The following is a 16,720-nucleotide window of genomic DNA, read 5'->3' on the forward strand; positions in this document are numbered from 1 at the left end:
GCGGTTTCTTTACTATTTTTTCAAAATCCTACCGTTAAAATGGAAATTTATTCAGCCATTGACCCCCGTCCAATGTAACGACTTCCCCGTTCATGTAAGCGGCTTCATCTGAGAGTATAAAACGAGCAAGACTGGCGATTTCTTCTGGCTGTCCAACTCGTCCAAGAGGCACGGATTTCAACGTGCGTTCCGTCGCTTCTTCGGATTGAAACAATCGCTCCGCTCCCCCTGTTCGTTCAATCGGTCCCGGCGCTATGGCATTAGCTCTAATTCCGTACTTACTTCCCCACTCCACAGCAAGCGTTCTCGTCATAGCAAGCACTCCAGCTTTTGCCGATGCTGAATGGATAACACCAGCTCCTGCCCCCCATGCATATGTAGCAACCATGTTTAAAATAGAGCCTTTAATTTGGTTTTCTATCCAATAGTTACCGACGGCCTGACTGCAGTAGAACGTTCCATTTAATACTATATTGATGACCGAATTCCACCCGTTAGGCGATAGCTTTTCTGCGGGTACGATAAAGTTGCCGGCTGCATTATTAACCAAATGGTCAATTCTTCCAAATGCCTCCGCGGTTTCATGAACCATTCTCTTTGTGTCTTCCACTTCCCGTACGTCCATAGCAATTAGCAGGAGATGGTCTCCATTGTCTCCAGCGATCTGTTTTTTTGCTTCCTCCAGACGCTCCTCTGACCGTCCTGTGATCGCGACTTTAGCACCTTCCTCAAGAAATCTTTTAGCCATATAGAGCCCCATACCACTCGAGCCCCCTGTAATAATAACCACCTGATTGTTCATTTCATCATCCTCCTATCTCTCTATATATCTACATTCCACATAAAAAAATGAATTCCTGTTCATTTTTTAAAAAATATTTAAAAGGAGGAGAATCTTCCTAAGTTTGAATTAAGATTTTCGTGGTATAATGACCAAAGAATTCAGGGGAGAGGACTTTCTATGAAATTAACCAGGCGCAAGTTCATTAAGAATATGGTGCGCAGTTTTCTTGGTTTTCTAGGTTTAAGTGGACTGAGTTATTATTATGCCAAGTACGTAGAACCTGATTTATTAACCGTAAAAAAGTTCAGCATCCATCATTCGAAAATTCCTAAAAGCTTTCATAACGTAGATATCCTTCAATTCTCCGATACGCATATCGGATTTCATTATGATTTAAATAAATTCGAGCAGCTTATTGAAACCATCAATAATAAAAACCCGGATTTGATTTTATTTACCGGGGATTTAGTAGATGAACCGCAGACTTACTCATTTACAGATCGTCTTCCCTTATTATTAAACAGATTGGAAGCTCCACTCGGAAAGTACTGGATTTATGGCAACCACGACCACGGTGGATACGGTACGGAGAAGATTTATGAAGTTATGTCGCGCGGTGGATTCACCCTCCTGCAAAATGAAAGCAAAGCGATTCAAAAAGACAGCGATTCCTTTACACTTGCCGGCCTGGACGACGTCATGCTTGGACGTCCAGATATAGAAGAAACACTTTCAGAGCGCAGAGAAGACAGCTTCACACTTCTTCTCGCCCATGAACCTGATATTGCTGACCAAGTCCAGAGGTACAAGGTAGATGTCCAATTATCCGGTCACAGTCACGGCGGACAAGTCCAGCTTCCGATTTATGGCTATTTAATCACTCCACCTTTAGCTGAAAAATATGTAGAGGGTCATTATCGGCTTCCAGATGGAATGGATTTATTTGTAAGCCGAGGATTGGGTACTACTCGGATGCCTTACCGTTTTCTCTGCCGCCCTGAAATATCGATCTTTCGCTTAAACTCGCCAGAAATCTAACTATTTTGTGACATTGAGCACTCGATGCCTGCCTGGCGGAAAGCAGTGGTACACTTAGAGAAGAGAAAAGCAATTGGGGGATTTACATGAAACGCAGAACAATATGGGTACTCGGTTTGGCAGTTTTACTTCTGACAGCATGCGGGTCCCCAATCGAAACAAATATGTCCAGGGATGTGAATTCGCTTGAAGCTGTAAACCAGGATGGTGAAAAAGTTACTCTCCCGGAAGACTACAGCGGAGAATACTGGATTGCAGATTTTATCTTTACAAGTTGTGAGACAGTATGTCCGCCGATGACCGGAAATATGTCCCGTTTACAGCAGGAGCTGGACCAGAAAGGGATGGAGGTCCCTCTCGTTTCTATGAGTGTAGATCCTAAGACTGATACTCCTGAGAAAATGAAGTCGTTTGCGGAACCCTATCAGCCTGATTTCAGCCGATGGAATTTCCTGACGGGTTATTCCTTTCAGGAGATAAAGGAATTTTCGATCAAGTCTTTCCAATCCCCTCTTAAACAGCTGGAGAATTCCGACCAAGTTGCTCACGGAACCAGTTTTTACCTGGTCACTCCCAAAGGAGAAGTAATTAAAAGCTATAACGGTACAGAAGCTGGGAGTCTGGATCAGATTATTGAAGATTTGCAATCCTTAAAAGAAAATGAATAGAAGTCTAACAAAACGTTACGCAGATATTAAAGATAAGCTCCCGTTACTTGAAGACTCAGTTTCGAAGCATTTGTTGAGCGAAAGGTTCTGCGGGGGACGTTTTGCTTTCCGCCCTACACGACGCAGGGGCGGTCGAACCTGCGTCGTGTAGGCCATAGGAAAGTGTTCAAATGTGGCATCATCCCGAAAGACACGATCAGCCTAAGCCGAGCATCAAAAGGGCGGAAAGATTACCGCTTTTTTGATGCTCCGCTTATATCTCGAAACTTAGTCTTCCACAATCCGGCGCTATTCTGGAAGAACATTCATATTATACGAATGATGCAGATTCGCATTTTTCATAAAAATAAATGTAAATTTTTTGCAATTATAACAAAAAACACATATGATAGATTTACACAATTGGATAGAAAGGAGAAATGTAATGAAGAATTATGCTCTTTCAAATAGAGAACTGGCCGAATCCCTGTTTATTGTTAACCGACACGCCAAAACGGCACCCGAACCTAAACACTTATATGATATAAAAAAATATACAATTGACAAACTTTTGCAGGAAAGCCGCGCTAAAAAAATTGGACTCCATTTCTCAGATCACCCTAAACTCAGCCAGCAGCATTCCACCCTCCTCATAGAAATTGCCGGATACTACTTTCATATTCCAGCTAATAAACAGGATTTCGACCAGTTAGAACACCTGGGTAAAGTGGACCAGTCGTACAGGAATCCGAAACCAAAACTATCTCTCTCCAAAGCAAAACGAATTCTTTACCGCTATTTGAACTGGGAACAGCCTGTGAAAAGACAGCCGGCCTACGCCTCTCAATCCCGTCCTGCCGCCAGTTTTCTTGGCCAGCGCGATGTATCCCCGTGGAATCAAAGACGCCGTAAGCATCATTAATTACAGGTAATGTTCTGAACCATGTTTTATTGCTTGAATAATAAGGAAATAGAGGTTGTAGAGGAGGATGATACAAATGAGTACGGACATGCTGGAAGATTTCCAATATCATTTAAAGAAATACATGGAATACACAACAGAGATGCGTGCGGCTTTTGAACACTTGTCGGAACATCAACAAAAAATCATTGTGGAAGCGTCCCCTACTAAAACTGGACCTGAAACTTTATCCAAGCAGGCGTATGCCTGGCACGATGAACTTTACAAACGGTTAAATATTGAAAAATAAGTCAGAAAAAGCCGCTGGGAGACAGCGGCTTTTTTTGTTACAGGATATAGTGATCAATCCACTTGACCAGGTTAAGAATCTCAGGCTTGGATACTTGTGCATCCGCTCCGACCTTTTCTCCTTTATGGCGAAGATCCCGTGTAATTAAAGAAGAAAAAATGATAACCGGCAGAGACGACATCTCTTCACTTTCTTTAATGACTCTTGTCAGATGATGTCCATCGATCTGCGGCATTTCTATATCCGTGATGACCAGCTGATATTCTTCCTCTACTTCTTTCCCTTCGTCCACCAGCTGCTTAAGATGATCCAGTGCTTCTTTTCCATTCTGGAATACAACCGTCTGGTCATACCCCGCCTCTTCAAGAGTCTCTTGTAATAACTCCCGAAGAAGACTGGAATCTTCAACGACCATAATTCTTTTTTCGGACCTCTCTCTTTCCCCAAGGTTCCGTAACTGTTCCTTAGTGATACTGGCCTCAGGATTAATATCAGCGGCCACTTTTTCAAAATCTAATAGAAGCAGCATGCCGCCTTCCATTTTTACAATCCCCGTTATTTTCGTTTCCAGTCCCTGATACATCTCTTTCGGTTTCTCCATCTGCTCCCAGGAAATGCGGTGAATTTGTGTGACCGTATGTACATGAAAAACGATTTTCATTTGATTAAACTCTGCTAGAATGAATTTATCCTGAGCAGGTTTTTTCGAAGGGTCAAAGCCAAGAGCATGAGCGGTGTCAACTACTGGCACGACTTCCCCTCTTACCTCAATAATCCCTTCCACGGAAGGATGGGAGTGTGGAATAGGGGTAATAGGCAGCGGGTTAAGTATCTCTTTTACTTTTATTACGTTGATACCGAATCGATTGGAGCCAATCCCGAATTCCACAATTTCCAGCTCATTGATCCCACTCTCCAGTAGAATGCCTTGCTGATTTTCCATACATGATCGTCCTTCCTATCTTGGTTCATTCTATCTATATATCGTCTTGAAGAACTCTTTTTTCAACAGGATATAGCATAAAAAAACACCCTTTCAAAGAGGGTGTTCTAAATATCATTTCTGATCACTAAATAAATGACGAGCCCTATGACAGGGAAAAACAAAGTGCCCAGTAAAACCATTATAGCAAACTCAGGACTTCTTCCTTTCCTTCGTGAGTCACGGTAGGACCAGATACTTGTAACAATATTTAAGATCAATAGAAGCAGACCAAATAAAAGAAAGGCGAACAACAAGGCAAAGTTAAATTCCATCATCATGGTGTAATCCCCCTTCTATACGCTCTACGAATCGTAAAGTCAGAAGGTTTCAGAAAACTACGCAGCCTGTTTTTTCGCTCTCGCTCTCAGGTGAGTCCATGTTTTTTTGCACAATTTAAACAGTACATATATGACTCCATAGCTGCTGACTGCAAGCAGACAAATAGACCAGTAATAATCCGGCAGAGCCGACTGCTCCTGACTCATCGCATACCTGTCCACCAGCTGTAAAAAAACAATCGTAATTAAGCTGCTTGTAAAATAACTCGCAAAGGTATTCCAGTTTTTTACCATCATCCATTCAATGATGGGACGAGCGACCCACATCAAGGACATAACTAGGACAAAAACAAGAAAAAACTGTACATGCTCCGGTTTAAAGCCGATCATACGAATCACATCATCATTTAACATGGCAATCACTTGATCCAGTACAGAATAATCAATCCACTTCTCCATACAACGCATCCCCCCGTGTTCATTATACAACCATTATGAACATAACCTATGGAGAATAAACTTAAGAAGATAGCAGCCCTTTGTTCTTTGCCCACTTTAATCCTTCTCTTTTGGTTAAAGGGCGGAAAGATTCGGACTCCAATAAGTGAACTACGGCATCCGCATCTGTTTTACTATATTCACGAAGCGCCCAGCCTATAGCTTTTTCGATAAAGAACTCTTTCTCATCCTTCAGCTGATGTGCCGTGTCGAATAATAACTCCTTATCTGTCTGCTCTTTGTACTTTAGTTGATGAAGAATGCTGGAACGCCGGATCCAAAGGTTACCAGAATAGCTCCATTTCTCTGTGATGGGTCTTAACCGTTCGGGATATCGCTTAAAATAGCCACCGCATAAATTGGACGCTATCATATCCACGGTATCCCACCACGAGGCGGTCATTATCAGTTCTTTATACACAGCGACGGAAGATGGAACAGCTCTCTTCACACCTTTTTCCAATAGGCCAAGAGCTGCATAGTGACATTCCCTTTCCGGCTGCTGAAAAAGCAGGATGGCCGCGTCCATCCGTTCTGTTTCCGAAATCGTGTTATACTCTTTAAAAATCGGTCGCAAAATCGCTGTGCGCTCAGGACTTTTAATGCCGTAAAACCGGAACTGATGTTTCATGTAGGCCTCCATAGCCGGCCTGTTCTCTTCATTTTGATGCTCCTTGAAAGTATCTATAATAGCGGATTTGATTTGTTCGCTTCTCTTCACTCAGATCTTCCCTTCCCTCAGGTTTGTAGAAAGTCTGCCAATTGATCGGCCTGACATTGTGCTTCCTCGTATCCTTGAGTGTACAATTGGTGAAGACGATCCCGATTTCTTTCAATACGGCTTACTTGAAGCGGCTTCATTGGTCGCAGTACAAAGGCTTCTCCTGCTTGTTCCATCCGCTTCACTTCTTTCAACTTTTCGTTATAACGTTCATGACGGTTAATCAAAGATTTAGCGAACATCGGGAACTGTCTATATTTCCGATTAAAATACCAGCCCAATTTCATTTTTCCTTTTAAGTAACCGTCATTCCTGGTTAACACGAATACGTGTTTAGTGTTTCCATGCTTAATAGAAGGACCAACCGGAATCGGATCTGAAATACCTCCATCCATCAATTGTTTCCCATCGTACATAATGCTCGGTGCAATCAATGGAAGAGAACTCGAAGCACGCATCACCTTCAACAAACTTTCCCTTGTGGGGAAATGATCATAAAAAAGAGGCTCTCCGGTTTCAAGATTCGTGGTCCCTACTACAAAATCAGCCTTCTTTGTTTGAAATGATTCATAATCAAATGGAACTAGATCATTCGGAAGTTTATCAAAAATAAAATCCATCCCAAATAACTGGCGTTTCGTAAACATTCGTTTATAGGATATGTACTCGGGATGATCCCCGTATTCAACCATGACTTCATAATTTCTACCTCTCTGTCCAGCCACGTAGGAGCTTCCATTGCAGGCACCTGCTGAAGCACCTACTACAAATGGGAACTGGATTCCTTCATCATGAAAGAAATCCAGAACACCTGCCGTATAAGCTCCCCTCATGCCTCCGCCTTCTAAAACTAAACCCGTATCTTTCATAGATGGACCTCCTTTGTGCTTGTACTCCTTATTATACCAGCGATATGCCAATTTTAAATCATCCTGCCTACCTCTAGCTTGGTGCTCCATAAGTTTACAAAAAAGACTCCGTAACTTTCGTGAAGATCTTAACGTTAAGCTCCCATTACTTGAAGACTTGATTAATTAGGTTGAGAGGACAGTCCTTCGGGGGATGATTTCGCTTTCCGGCCCTATTGCGGCCTTTCTAGTGAGACTTCAGCTATAAACTTCAACAGAGTCAATAACTAAAAAAGCAGCCCGCTGCTATGCGGCTGCTTTTATCATATGGTATCATCAATTAACATAAGAGGATTCCAGTTTCTTTGCATGTTTTTCATCTATTAGTTCTTCAATTTTATCAATGGCTTTCTGGTCTTCTAAAAGCTGTTGTTTATTTTGAGCGACTAATTCTTCAAAAGAGATTCTGCTCATTCTCATAACAATCAAACTCCTTTCTATTAAACTACAATCAAATTATAACAAAATTCTACAGAATAACTATCAAAATTGTTTGAACATTTTGTTAAATATATGTAAAGAGGTGCTCACCAATGGAACAATATATCAACCCCCGCCTAAACGATATCCAAATTTCGGGGATTCGCCGCTTCTTTAATATGGTGAATCAATATAATGATGTGGTATCCCTTACAATTGGCCAGCCTGATTTTTACACACCAGATCATGTTAAGCAGGGCGCCATCGATGCAATCCAGCATAATCGGACGACTTACACTCCGAATGCTGGAATTCTTGAGCTAAGAAAGGCCATTCAGCAATATGTATCCGAGAAATATCGTTTATCCTATCATGCCGAGGAAGAAATTATCGTGACGGTCGGTGCCTCCCAGGCGATTGATGCTACACTTCGAACCATCCTTACCCCAGGAGACGAAGTTATTTTGCCAGGACCTGTTTACCCTGGGTATGAACCTTTAATTAAACTTGCGGGAGCCACCCCCGTGTACGTGGATACGAGAGAGCAGGATTTTAAACTAACCGCTAGGCAGCTTGAACAATCTATAACATCCAAAACAAAAGCCGTTATCCTTCCTTATCCATCTAATCCAACCGGTGTTTCGTTGAGTGAAAGTGAGTTACGCGAAATTGCAGATGTATTGAAGAAATATAAACTGTTCGGATTAGCAGATGAAATATATAGTGAACTGGTTTATACAGGGAAACACACATCCATCGCCCAGTTTTCGGATGTTCGGGATCACATCATTGTCATCAATGGTGTTTCCAAGTCCCATGCTATGACCGGCTGGAGAATTGGCTTTTTACTTGCTCCGGCCTGGCTTGCCAGACACATATTAAAAGTACATCAGTACAATGTTTCCTGTCCGACTTCGATCAGCCAATATGCAGCACTCGAAGCATTGACTAACGGGAAAGAAGATCCCTCCTTTATGAAGGAAAAGTATAGAGAACGAAGGGATTATGTCATGAGGCGGTTAACGGAAATGGGACTTGACTACGTCGTACCTGACGGAGCATTTTATATCTTCCCTAAATTTCCTCTGGGAGAAATGACAAGTTTTGAAAAAGCCGTCCAGCTTTTAGAAGAGTGCCGCCTTGCCCTGGTTCCTGGGGATGCATTTTCCACTTACGGCGAAGGTTACATGCGACTGTCCTATGCTTATAGCCAGGAGACCCTTAGAAAGGGACTGGACAGACTGGAAAGTTATATGGCAGATTAAAAAAAACCTGCAGTTCTAGCTGCAGGTTTCTACTTATTAGCTTTATGGTGAATTTGATTGAGGAGAGCGTCTAACTCTTGACTGATTTTAACCGACTCTTCACTGGAAAAACCTTTTTCTAACGCAACTTCGGTCATCCGTTTGCGAAGTGCTTCTATTTTAATGGAAATAGGATCTTCCTTTGATGTAGTCACGACAGGCTACCTCCTTGGCTTTAAGGGCATGTTACAACCGTCCAACGGGAAAGAATGTGTGTTCCCCTTGACAGAAAAATTATCTCAAGTTTTTTTATATTTGTAAATGTAGTTGCCAAAACTTCTATACATTCGACAATAATTTTACACATGTAAATTATCTGTTAAATCACTGCTTTCCCATCTTTTCTTTTAAGTGGGATGTGATAAAATATAGGGGAAGTGAACATTATTTAATTCCATGTTCATGGAGAAAGGAAGATACAAAGTGTCAGAGCAATCTAAGAACGAATGGCTCGAGTGGATTAAAGCCATCGTTGTAGCCATTGCGTTAGCATTCATTTTACGTACTTTTTTCTTTGCCACTTCTATTGTAGAAGGAGCCAGTATGGACCCGACACTTGAAAACGGTGAACGCGTCATGTTCAACAAGATTATTTATTATATTGATGAACCCGAACGAGGAGACATTGTCATTATTGAAAGGCCGGTAAAGAGTTATGTTAAGCGCATTGTAGGACAGCCGGGAGATACGATTGAAATCCGCGATCATACGTTGTTTATAAACGGGAAAGAGCAAAATCAGCCCTACCTTAATCAAACAGCTATTCATGCTACCAGAGATTTTGGTAAAGTAGAGGTCCCGGAAGACCACTATTTCGTGATGGGAGATAACCGTTCCATCAGTAAAGACAGCCGTAATGGACTTGGCTTCGTTGAAGAGAGTGAAATTATCGGGCGAACCGAGCTCGTAATCTATCCATTTAATGAGTGGGGTCTAACGAATTAATCAGTAAAAAGGCGAGTCTGAGAAGTGTATGAACACTTTCAGACTCGTCTTTTTATTTGATCGAATAAATTTTTTCAGGTAGTTGGTGAAGCGTTTCTATTAATAGATCAAGTTTTCCCTCAACGCGGTGCAGCAAATAAAAAGTTACCGCAATCGGGAAGCCGACATCTGTAATGAAAGGCAGCCAAGTTTCCATCTCGTTCCCCTCCTTTTCTATTCCTGGGATAATGTTATCTATGGCTTTGCATATTACTATCTAATTAGATTCACATACCAAGTAAATCCCCACCACTTACGATTTCTATCTTTTATTTCAGCAAAGTTTCTGCGATTTTCCACTAGTCCTTATTCAACAATAGGGCCGATTAGTTGAAGACTCAGTTTCGAGATAATTGGGTCCGTTACGTTAAATGGAAGTAGAGGCTGGTGGGGAAATAACTCGTCTTGTTCTATCACCCAGACACTCGAGACATAAGCCGTTCATCAACGGACGGAAAGACCACCGTCCTTTTGATGCTCGGCTTATGCTGGTCGTGTCTTTCGGGGTGATGCCACATTTGAACACTTTCCTGTGGGGGAACGGTGAGCTTCCTCACTCGTTTCACTCGCTGTGGGATCTCACCTGATTCCTTCTCCAACGGGAGTCTCGCCATTTCCCCACCAGCCCCACTTAGTTAGGAGAAACGGGCCCTTCAGAAAAGAAGTGCTTGGCTTCTATTACCTGCCCGAAATGTTTATGTATCGGGCAATTAATCAAAATTATCGACTTTAAAACGCCTTTCACTGCTTCATGTTATTTCCCTGAAAACGGGTACTTTTTGAGTGATTTCGAGTCTCTGATTTGGCCAGGTCCGAAGGGGGACGATGCAGACTTCTGCGGGATGAACATGATCGGTGAGATCCCGCAGGGCTGATAAGCCCGAGGAAGCTCAGCACATATAAGAAGTTCGACTAAGATCGCCACGTCCTGTGGCAACGTCGAACGACCCTGCATCGTGCAGGGCCGAAAAGCGAAATCGTCCCCCGCAGGACCAAATTCTCACAAAAGTCTCGAAACTAAGTCTTCAACAAAAGGGAGCTTTAGTGAAAGATTAGCCCTGTTCTTAAACGATTTGCGTTTCTTAGAAAGACAGCCGCTATTTATCAAAATAGCGGCTGTGTTCAATTATTAAATTTCTACATCAAGTACATTGCGTTCTACAATGCGGGCTTCTTTTTTTGCGACTAAATCCCCGCCGCTTGTTGTAAAACAGTTCTCCAACAGGATCGTATCCATAACGGAATTAATCAATACCGGATCTGCAGGCTCCACAGGATCGTCCAGAGTAAGGGTTACGGTACGGTTTTCTTCGTTTAAGAATTTCAGCTCTAGCTTCTTCACGTTCATTTCTCCTCTTTTATTCTATTTTTTACAAATCAATCAAAATGGAATTATCATTACGTTCAACCGCGTACAATAGATGCTGTTGAAGAGGCGCCATTGCCGTTGCTACGCGGTACAACTGATCTTCAGAAGCTGTCATTTTAATATTGTTAAAAGACTTCGTACGGAAGACCGTGTTCCCTTTCTCATCCTGCCCATTTTCAAGAACGAGTTGAAGCTGTGAGCGTACAATTTCAGTGCTTACTGCCATTATCTTTCACCTCCCTTCACTTCTATAATCGAATGGAAGCTCAAAAAGGTGTCAAAAAAAAAGATTCGCAGGAGCAGCTTCATGAGCTTCTCCTGCGAACCTTCTTCTTTCTCTTATATGATATGTCATTCCAAAGTTAAGTACAGATTACCCTCGATCGAAAATACACATTCCAATGAGACCTAGTAAAACAACTAAACAAACAATGAACATAACTACTTCAGCCATATCCTCACTCCTTTCTTCTACATCTATTTTAGCAAAAAACACACGAATATGCTGAGTCTATTTTTAGTCGAAATGATCCTATCCATTCATTATAAAAGATTCACTTCCCTAATGAAAAGTAAACTACTAAAATTCATCGGATTGACATAACTTTTAGTCCACTTTGTGAATGATCGCACAAAGTATGGTACCTTAACGTTTACCCTTATATACTATAGGTGTAGCAAGAGATTAGCTAATCATGTGAAATGTTGAACAAACTAAAGGAGTGAGTGTAATGATTAATCAATGGATTCGAAACAATGAGAAAGCAGCCCTTATTTTAACCGTCATTCGAGTGTACTTAGGTTATACGTGGCTCACCTCTGGATTAGGAAAAGTCACAGGAGGATTTGAAGTGAATGGCTTCTTAATGGGGGCCATAGGTAAAGCTGAAGGTGCTCATCCTGCGGTTCAAGGATGGTGGGCAATATTCCTGGAACAGTTTGCCCTTCCGAATCATGAACTATTCGCTTTCCTCGTGATGTGGGGTGAAGTGTTTGCCGGAATTGCACTCATACTTGGTTTATTTACGAATATCGCCGCTCTTGGAGGCATCTTGATGAACTTCGCATTTTTGTTCAGTGGTACAACCAGCACGAATCCACAGATGGTATTACTGACGGTCTTCCTGTTAGTAGCGGGTGCCAATGCTGGTAAATACGGACTTGATCGCTGGGTTCTTCCTCATCTTCCTCGCAAAATAGCCTGGCCTAAAAGGAAAACGCTGGCCCATTAATCACTATAGAAGCTTGTTGAAGTCCTATGGCATATTCCATAGGACTTCTTTCTGTTTAACCCCCTATCCTTTGAGGTATGATTAGGTAGAAAATACTTTTCATTACATAATTTCTTTTAAATTCGAGAGCAGGGTGAAAAGATGGACACAATTATTTATCGCTTTTTCATTTTCTGGTACATATGCGGCGTTATTTTACTTACATTCGACTGGCTGCCACCCTGGCTGGAATGGGCAAACAGTGTGTTTTTAATTACTGCAGGCGTGATTGCTCTTATTTACTTTATTCGAATGTACGGAGCAACTGGAGGTGTACTCTACAGTTTATTTATTATCGTTTTCAGTATCTATATAGAACATCTAGGTGTCGCTTACAATTTTCTTTTCGGTTCCTATGATTATAACCAGAATTTCGGATTAAAGATCTTTGATACGCCAATTACCATTGGGTTCGCCTGGATGCTGATCATTGGCTGTTCTCATGAGCTGGCTCGGGGGATTACGGAGAAATGGAGTGGCTTCTTCCGTCATATTGGTTTTGTTATGACAGGTGGTTTACTCGCTGTAACGATGGATTTGATTCTTGATCCTGTATCGTACAAAGTCAAAGAATATTGGATATGGCAGGAGCCTGGAGTTTATTACGATATTCCCTTTTCCAATTTCGTAGGGTGGTTTGTCCTTGCCATTATATTTCACGCCGTATTTCTACTATGGAACCCGGCAAAGGTCTCTCGCTCTTCGCTTTGGCCGTCACGTATGGCCCTTACGTTTGGCTTAATTATTGGCATGTTTTGTATTATGGCCATCAGTGGAGGACTATTTGGCGCCGCCATTTTAGTAGGGTCCCTTGCCGCTTTATGGTATATTATTTATTTCTGGAGGAAGAAAGGCTATGCTGAAAGCTAAAAAGAATTCAATCATTGAATGGGGATTTTCCAGATTTAATCGCTTTCTGTTGAAGTCACAGTTTAAGCACATTAATGTGTCCTATTCTACCCTTCCTGATGGTCCTGCTCTATTTTTAATAAACCATTCCACATGGTGGGACCCCTTGATGATTTATCATTTGAATAAAGAAATCATTCAGTCCGATGGCTATGGAATGATGCATGAAGACGGCATAAGACGCTTTCCTTTTTTCCGCCGGATTGGTGCTTTTTCCATTAACACCAATGATCGGAGACATCTACTTCAATCGTTGAATTATAGTAAAGAACTTCTTGAACAAGACAGCACGGTATGGATTTTCCCTCAAGGAGAGGAGCAGCACTTGGAGAAGCGCCCTCTTGAGTTCTTCACCGGGGTCGCCTACATAGCTAAGAAGTGTCCTAGCGTCCCTGTAGTACCGATTTCCATTTACTATTCGTTTGAGCACACCAAAAAACCAAACGTCTATATTAAAATTGGAGATCCACTTGCTCGAAAAGAGTACTCTTCTTTAAATAGAAAAGAAATGACGCGTTATTTTGAAAATCGTTCCACCGAACAGCTGGATCAGCTGCGTGAGACGATTATTAAGGAAGACCATCATTCGTTTAGAACCCTGTAATAGAAAGGAAGGGATATCGTGACGTTTTTTACCATTATCCTGATCATGACGGTTCTTCTCAATCTATGGACGATCCTAAACAGCTTTTTCTTACTGCCTTTATCTCCAGCCGGGCACTTAAAAAGCACCCCTCGCGTTTCTCTTCTTATTCCTTTACGAAATGAAGAAGAAAACGTGGAGGGGCTGATGGATTCGATCCATAGATTGAGCTACCCTTCGCTTGAGGTGATCTTTCTGGATGACCATTCAGAAGATAAAACTTATGAGAAGCTCTTGCATGAAACGAAAAATGACTCACGTTTTAAGGTGCATCAAGGAAAAGAGCTGCCGGATGGCTGGAATGGGAAAGTTCACGCCTGTTATCAGCTCTCTGAATTAGCAAGCGGGGACTACTACTTATTTCTGGATGCCGATGCGCGCGTTGCCCCTTCAATCATCGAAAAAACCCTTGCCACGATGGAAAAACACGGAGCTTCGATGCTAAGCGGCTTCCCTCGTTACCCAAACGACCATTTCCTAAGTCATATGCTGGTCCCGCTTCAACACATGGTCGTGCAGCTTCACCTGCCTCTTGCTATAGCTAACTTTACAAAAAAACCAATGTTTACAGCGGCGTGTGGTATTTTTATTATGGTGGAACGAAACGCCTATGAAGCAATTGGGGGACACGAGTCCGTTAAAGGATCCCTCGTAGAGGACGTACACATCAGCAGAGAAATGAAAAAGAACGGCCATAAAATGGTGCTTGCCAATATTACACCTTCCGTTCTTTCCTATATGTACCATCATCCTAAAGAAACGTGGGCCGGCTTTCAGAAGAATATCTATACTGGATTAGGACGCTCCGCGGCACTAGTTGTGATCTTGTCTCTCCTTTATACGCTCTTGTTTCTTGTCCCGTTTGGATTCATCGCTATTGCTTTTGTAGAAGAAAGCTGGCTGTATGTGCTGCCCTACCTGCTAACCGTGTCCTTTAAAATGTACGTCGATGCTCGCACTGGGCATCCATTATGGCTGTCTTTTTTTATTCCTGTGTCGATCGTGTTACTTATATTAATTATGATTTCCTCCATGACGGTACATATCCGGGGAAAATCTTATCAGTGGAAAGGAAGGTCTTACGAATGAAAGTTGCTATAGTCGGGGGCGGCCTAGGTGGGCTGTCGGCAGCTGTCACCCTGGCCAAAGCCGGAGCCGAAGTAAATCTCTTCGAAAAGAACGACCATTTTGGCGGGAAGATGATGCCGGTCAATGAAGCTGGTTATCATTTCGATTTCGGGCCGAATACCATCACCATGCCAGAGGTATTTCAAGATGTCCTTCGCCAGGGCGGTCTAGAAAAAGAACTCTCCTTTTCTAAACTCACCCATCATACAAGAAACCAGTTTAAGGATGGCACAACCTTTGATCTCTCCTCTGATCGGCAATATATGAAGCAGCAGCTCTACTATTTGGACAAAAAAGGCTATCAGAACTATGATGCCTTTTTACTGGAAATTGAGCGCCTGTTTCATTTATCGAAAGAATACTTTCTTCACCGGACCTTTTCCGGATGGAAAGATTACCTCTCTCCTTCCCTGGCCAAAGGGTTTGCGCAGGTGAGACCTCTAGAGTCGATGGATCATTTTTTCAGAAGATATTTTTCTCATCCTGGCATCATTCAATCCCTTAACCGTTATTCGACCTATGTAGGCTCAAATCCCTACGTTACACCGGCTACATTTGCGATGATTGCTCACCTGGAGTTAAATGATGGTGTTTACTACGTCCCGGGCGGAAATACGAAGATCGCAGAAAACATGGCGAAAGCTGCAGAAAATCAGGGAGCACAGCTATATAAGAACACGCGGGTAGAAAAAATCTTAACCCATAACAAGCAGGCCACGGGCGTGGTGGCTGGAGGCCATACTTACGAAGCGGACTACGTGATCGTGAATGGAGACCTACTCCAATCCGTACCGGAATTAATCGATAACAATAAACGGACCTCATTATCTGATAAAAAACTCCGTTCCTTTGATCCTTCCATATCTGCTTTCGTTATTATGGCAGGACTGGACACGACTATGCCAGATCTGCATCACCACCACGTTCTTTTTTCCAGAAATTACGAAAAGGAATTCTCAAGTTTAAAAAATGGCCACTATGCTGAAGAGCCTACCATCTATATCGGAACATCAGCTAAGTCAGACTCCACCCTTTCCTCTGAAGGTGATAATTGTTTCATCCTGGTTAATGCCCCGGCGCTTAGCTCTTCAACTGAAATAGATCGTGAAGAGTATAAAAAGAGGATTTATGAAGATCTAGCCCAGTCCGGTCTCCCGATTAAAAACCATGTAACTTTCGAAAAAGTAATCGGTCCCGAGGAAATTGAGAGCCGCTTCGGTGCATACCGCGGCTCCCTTTACGGTCCTTCCTCCAACCGCAGGCTCCAGGCGTTTATGAGACCATTCAATCAGTCTCAGGATTTCAGCAATCTGTACTTCTGCGGAGGCAGTACCCATCCGGGAGGCGGCTCTCCGATGGTCGTTCTCAGCGGTCAAAACGTAGCCAACCAGATCCTTGGCAAAATTGTTCACCCCGAATAGAAAAAAGTTCTGATAAAAATTATTATTGATTTTTCTTAAGAGGGCTTATTACGCAATAGGGCGGTTATATGTAAGACTCCGTTTCAAGATGAATTGGGTCCGTTACAAGATGAAGAGGTGGCTGGTTTGGCTAGTGGAAAAATGACCCCTCTTCCCCGGAGGATCTACCTCATAACCAATATCTCGAAACAGGGTCTTACA

General features: G+C 42.5%; 22 protein-coding genes. 11 read left to right on the forward strand and 11 right to left on the reverse strand.

Going from position 1 to position 16,720, the window contains the following annotated elements; translation table 11 throughout:
- Positions 1–34: 34 nt before the first annotated feature.
- On the reverse strand, positions 35–802 hold the full coding sequence (gene fadH / locus LCM11_RS17985; RefSeq protein ID WP_224895656.1) for a 2,4-dienoyl-CoA reductase: 768 nt from the start codon (positions 800–802) through the stop codon (positions 35–37).
- A gap of 159 nt (positions 803–961) precedes the next feature.
- Here fadH and LCM11_RS17990 point away from each other — a divergent pair, with 159 nt between their 5' ends.
- The 4 genes from LCM11_RS17990 (at position 962) to LCM11_RS18005 (ending at position 3,680) form a co-directional block, all read left to right on the forward strand.
- On the forward strand, positions 962–1,822 hold the full coding sequence (locus LCM11_RS17990) for a metallophosphoesterase (protein ID WP_224895657.1): 861 nt from the start codon (positions 962–964) through the stop codon (positions 1,820–1,822).
- A gap of 86 nt (positions 1,823–1,908) precedes the next feature.
- A complete protein-coding gene (locus LCM11_RS17995; protein ID WP_224895658.1) occupies positions 1,909–2,490 on the forward strand; it encodes an SCO family protein in 582 nt (193 codons plus the stop codon).
- Positions 2,491–2,914: 424 nt separating this feature from the next.
- Complete coding sequence (locus LCM11_RS18000; RefSeq protein ID WP_224895659.1) at positions 2,915–3,391, forward strand: YkyB family protein; 477 nt, start codon at positions 2,915–2,917, stop codon at positions 3,389–3,391.
- 76 nt (positions 3,392–3,467) lie between these two features.
- A complete protein-coding gene (locus LCM11_RS18005; RefSeq protein WP_139205846.1) occupies positions 3,468–3,680 on the forward strand; it encodes a hypothetical protein in 213 nt (70 codons plus the stop codon).
- 37 nt (positions 3,681–3,717) lie between these two features.
- On the opposite strand, the gene LCM11_RS18010 is transcribed toward LCM11_RS18005, so the two are convergent.
- From LCM11_RS18010 to LCM11_RS18035, 6 genes are all read right to left on the reverse strand, one after another.
- Positions 3,718–4,623: a chemotaxis protein gene (locus tag LCM11_RS18010; protein WP_224895660.1), complete on the reverse strand. Its 906-nt coding sequence runs from the start codon at positions 4,621–4,623 to the stop codon at positions 3,718–3,720.
- Between the two features lie 107 nt (positions 4,624–4,730).
- Positions 4,731–4,940 carry a PLDc N-terminal domain-containing protein gene (locus LCM11_RS18015; RefSeq protein WP_224895721.1) on the reverse strand — a complete coding sequence of 70 codons (210 nt, stop codon included), beginning with the start codon at positions 4,938–4,940 and terminating at the stop codon, positions 4,731–4,733.
- 60 nt (positions 4,941–5,000) lie between these two features.
- A complete protein-coding gene (locus tag LCM11_RS18020) occupies positions 5,001–5,402 on the reverse strand; it encodes a hypothetical protein (protein WP_224895661.1) in 402 nt (133 codons plus the stop codon).
- Positions 5,403–5,463: 61 nt separating this feature from the next.
- Positions 5,464–6,162, reverse strand: a complete 699-nt coding sequence (locus tag LCM11_RS18025; RefSeq protein WP_224895662.1) for a DNA alkylation repair protein — start codon at positions 6,160–6,162, stop codon at positions 5,464–5,466.
- A gap of 17 nt (positions 6,163–6,179) precedes the next feature.
- Positions 6,180–7,031 carry a patatin family protein gene (locus tag LCM11_RS18030; RefSeq protein ID WP_224895663.1) on the reverse strand — a complete coding sequence of 284 codons (852 nt, stop codon included), beginning with the start codon at positions 7,029–7,031 and terminating at the stop codon, positions 6,180–6,182.
- Positions 7,032–7,346: 315 nt separating this feature from the next.
- On the reverse strand, positions 7,347–7,490 hold the full coding sequence (locus LCM11_RS18035) for an FbpB family small basic protein (RefSeq protein ID WP_089753533.1): 144 nt from the start codon (positions 7,488–7,490) through the stop codon (positions 7,347–7,349).
- Between the two features lie 113 nt (positions 7,491–7,603).
- On the opposite strand from LCM11_RS18035, the gene LCM11_RS18040 reads away from it, so the two are divergent.
- On the forward strand, positions 7,604–8,755 hold the full coding sequence (locus LCM11_RS18040; protein ID WP_224895664.1) for an aminotransferase A: 1,152 nt from the start codon (positions 7,604–7,606) through the stop codon (positions 8,753–8,755).
- 29 nt (positions 8,756–8,784) lie between these two features.
- Here LCM11_RS18040 and LCM11_RS18045 read toward each other — a convergent pair whose 3' ends face one another.
- Positions 8,785–8,949, reverse strand: a complete 165-nt coding sequence (locus tag LCM11_RS18045) for a Spo0E family sporulation regulatory protein-aspartic acid phosphatase (RefSeq protein WP_224895665.1) — start codon at positions 8,947–8,949, stop codon at positions 8,785–8,787.
- Positions 8,950–9,217: 268 nt separating this feature from the next.
- Here LCM11_RS18045 and lepB point away from each other — a divergent pair, with 268 nt between their 5' ends.
- The gene (gene lepB, locus LCM11_RS18050) at positions 9,218–9,739 is read left to right on the forward strand and encodes a signal peptidase I (RefSeq protein ID WP_089753571.1); all 522 of its coding nucleotides are present in this window, start codon (positions 9,218–9,220) and stop codon (positions 9,737–9,739) included.
- 52 nt (positions 9,740–9,791) lie between these two features.
- Here the strand turns inward: lepB and LCM11_RS18055 are convergent, their stop codons facing one another.
- From LCM11_RS18055 to LCM11_RS18065, 3 genes are all read right to left on the reverse strand, one after another.
- Positions 9,792–9,935 (reverse strand): YvrJ family protein, encoded by a 144-nt coding sequence (locus LCM11_RS18055; RefSeq protein WP_224895666.1) that lies wholly within the window; start codon positions 9,933–9,935, stop codon positions 9,792–9,794.
- Between the two features lie 972 nt (positions 9,936–10,907).
- Positions 10,908–11,120, reverse strand: a complete 213-nt coding sequence (locus LCM11_RS18060; RefSeq protein ID WP_224895667.1) for a DUF2922 domain-containing protein — start codon at positions 11,118–11,120, stop codon at positions 10,908–10,910.
- Positions 11,121–11,148: 28 nt separating this feature from the next.
- Complete coding sequence (locus LCM11_RS18065; protein ID WP_224895668.1) at positions 11,149–11,373, reverse strand: DUF1659 domain-containing protein; 225 nt, start codon at positions 11,371–11,373, stop codon at positions 11,149–11,151.
- Between the two features lie 505 nt (positions 11,374–11,878).
- Between LCM11_RS18065 and LCM11_RS18070 the strand changes: the two genes are divergently transcribed.
- From LCM11_RS18070 to LCM11_RS18090, 5 genes are all read left to right on the forward strand, one after another.
- A complete protein-coding gene (locus LCM11_RS18070) occupies positions 11,879–12,379 on the forward strand; it encodes a DoxX family protein (protein ID WP_224895669.1) in 501 nt (166 codons plus the stop codon).
- Positions 12,380–12,520: 141 nt separating this feature from the next.
- Positions 12,521–13,288 (forward strand): carotenoid biosynthesis protein, encoded by a 768-nt coding sequence (locus tag LCM11_RS18075; protein ID WP_224895670.1) that lies wholly within the window; start codon positions 12,521–12,523, stop codon positions 13,286–13,288.
- On the forward strand, positions 13,275–13,931 hold the full coding sequence (locus LCM11_RS18080) for a lysophospholipid acyltransferase family protein (protein ID WP_224895671.1): 657 nt from the start codon (positions 13,275–13,277) through the stop codon (positions 13,929–13,931). The genes LCM11_RS18075 and LCM11_RS18080 overlap by 14 nt, the downstream gene beginning before the upstream one ends.
- A gap of 18 nt (positions 13,932–13,949) precedes the next feature.
- Positions 13,950–15,059, forward strand: coding sequence for a glycosyltransferase (locus LCM11_RS18085; protein WP_224895672.1), 1,110 nt, complete (start codon positions 13,950–13,952; stop codon positions 15,057–15,059).
- Positions 15,056–16,519 (forward strand): phytoene desaturase family protein, encoded by a 1,464-nt coding sequence (locus LCM11_RS18090; RefSeq protein ID WP_224895673.1) that lies wholly within the window; start codon positions 15,056–15,058, stop codon positions 16,517–16,519. Before LCM11_RS18085 ends, LCM11_RS18090 begins: the two co-directional genes overlap by 4 nt.
- Positions 16,520–16,720 lie beyond the last annotated feature (201 nt).

Source organism: Halobacillus halophilus, assembly GCF_020171985.1.
In the GTDB taxonomy this organism is placed as follows: Bacteria; Bacillota; Bacilli; order Bacillales; family Halobacillaceae; genus Halobacillus; species Halobacillus halophilus_A.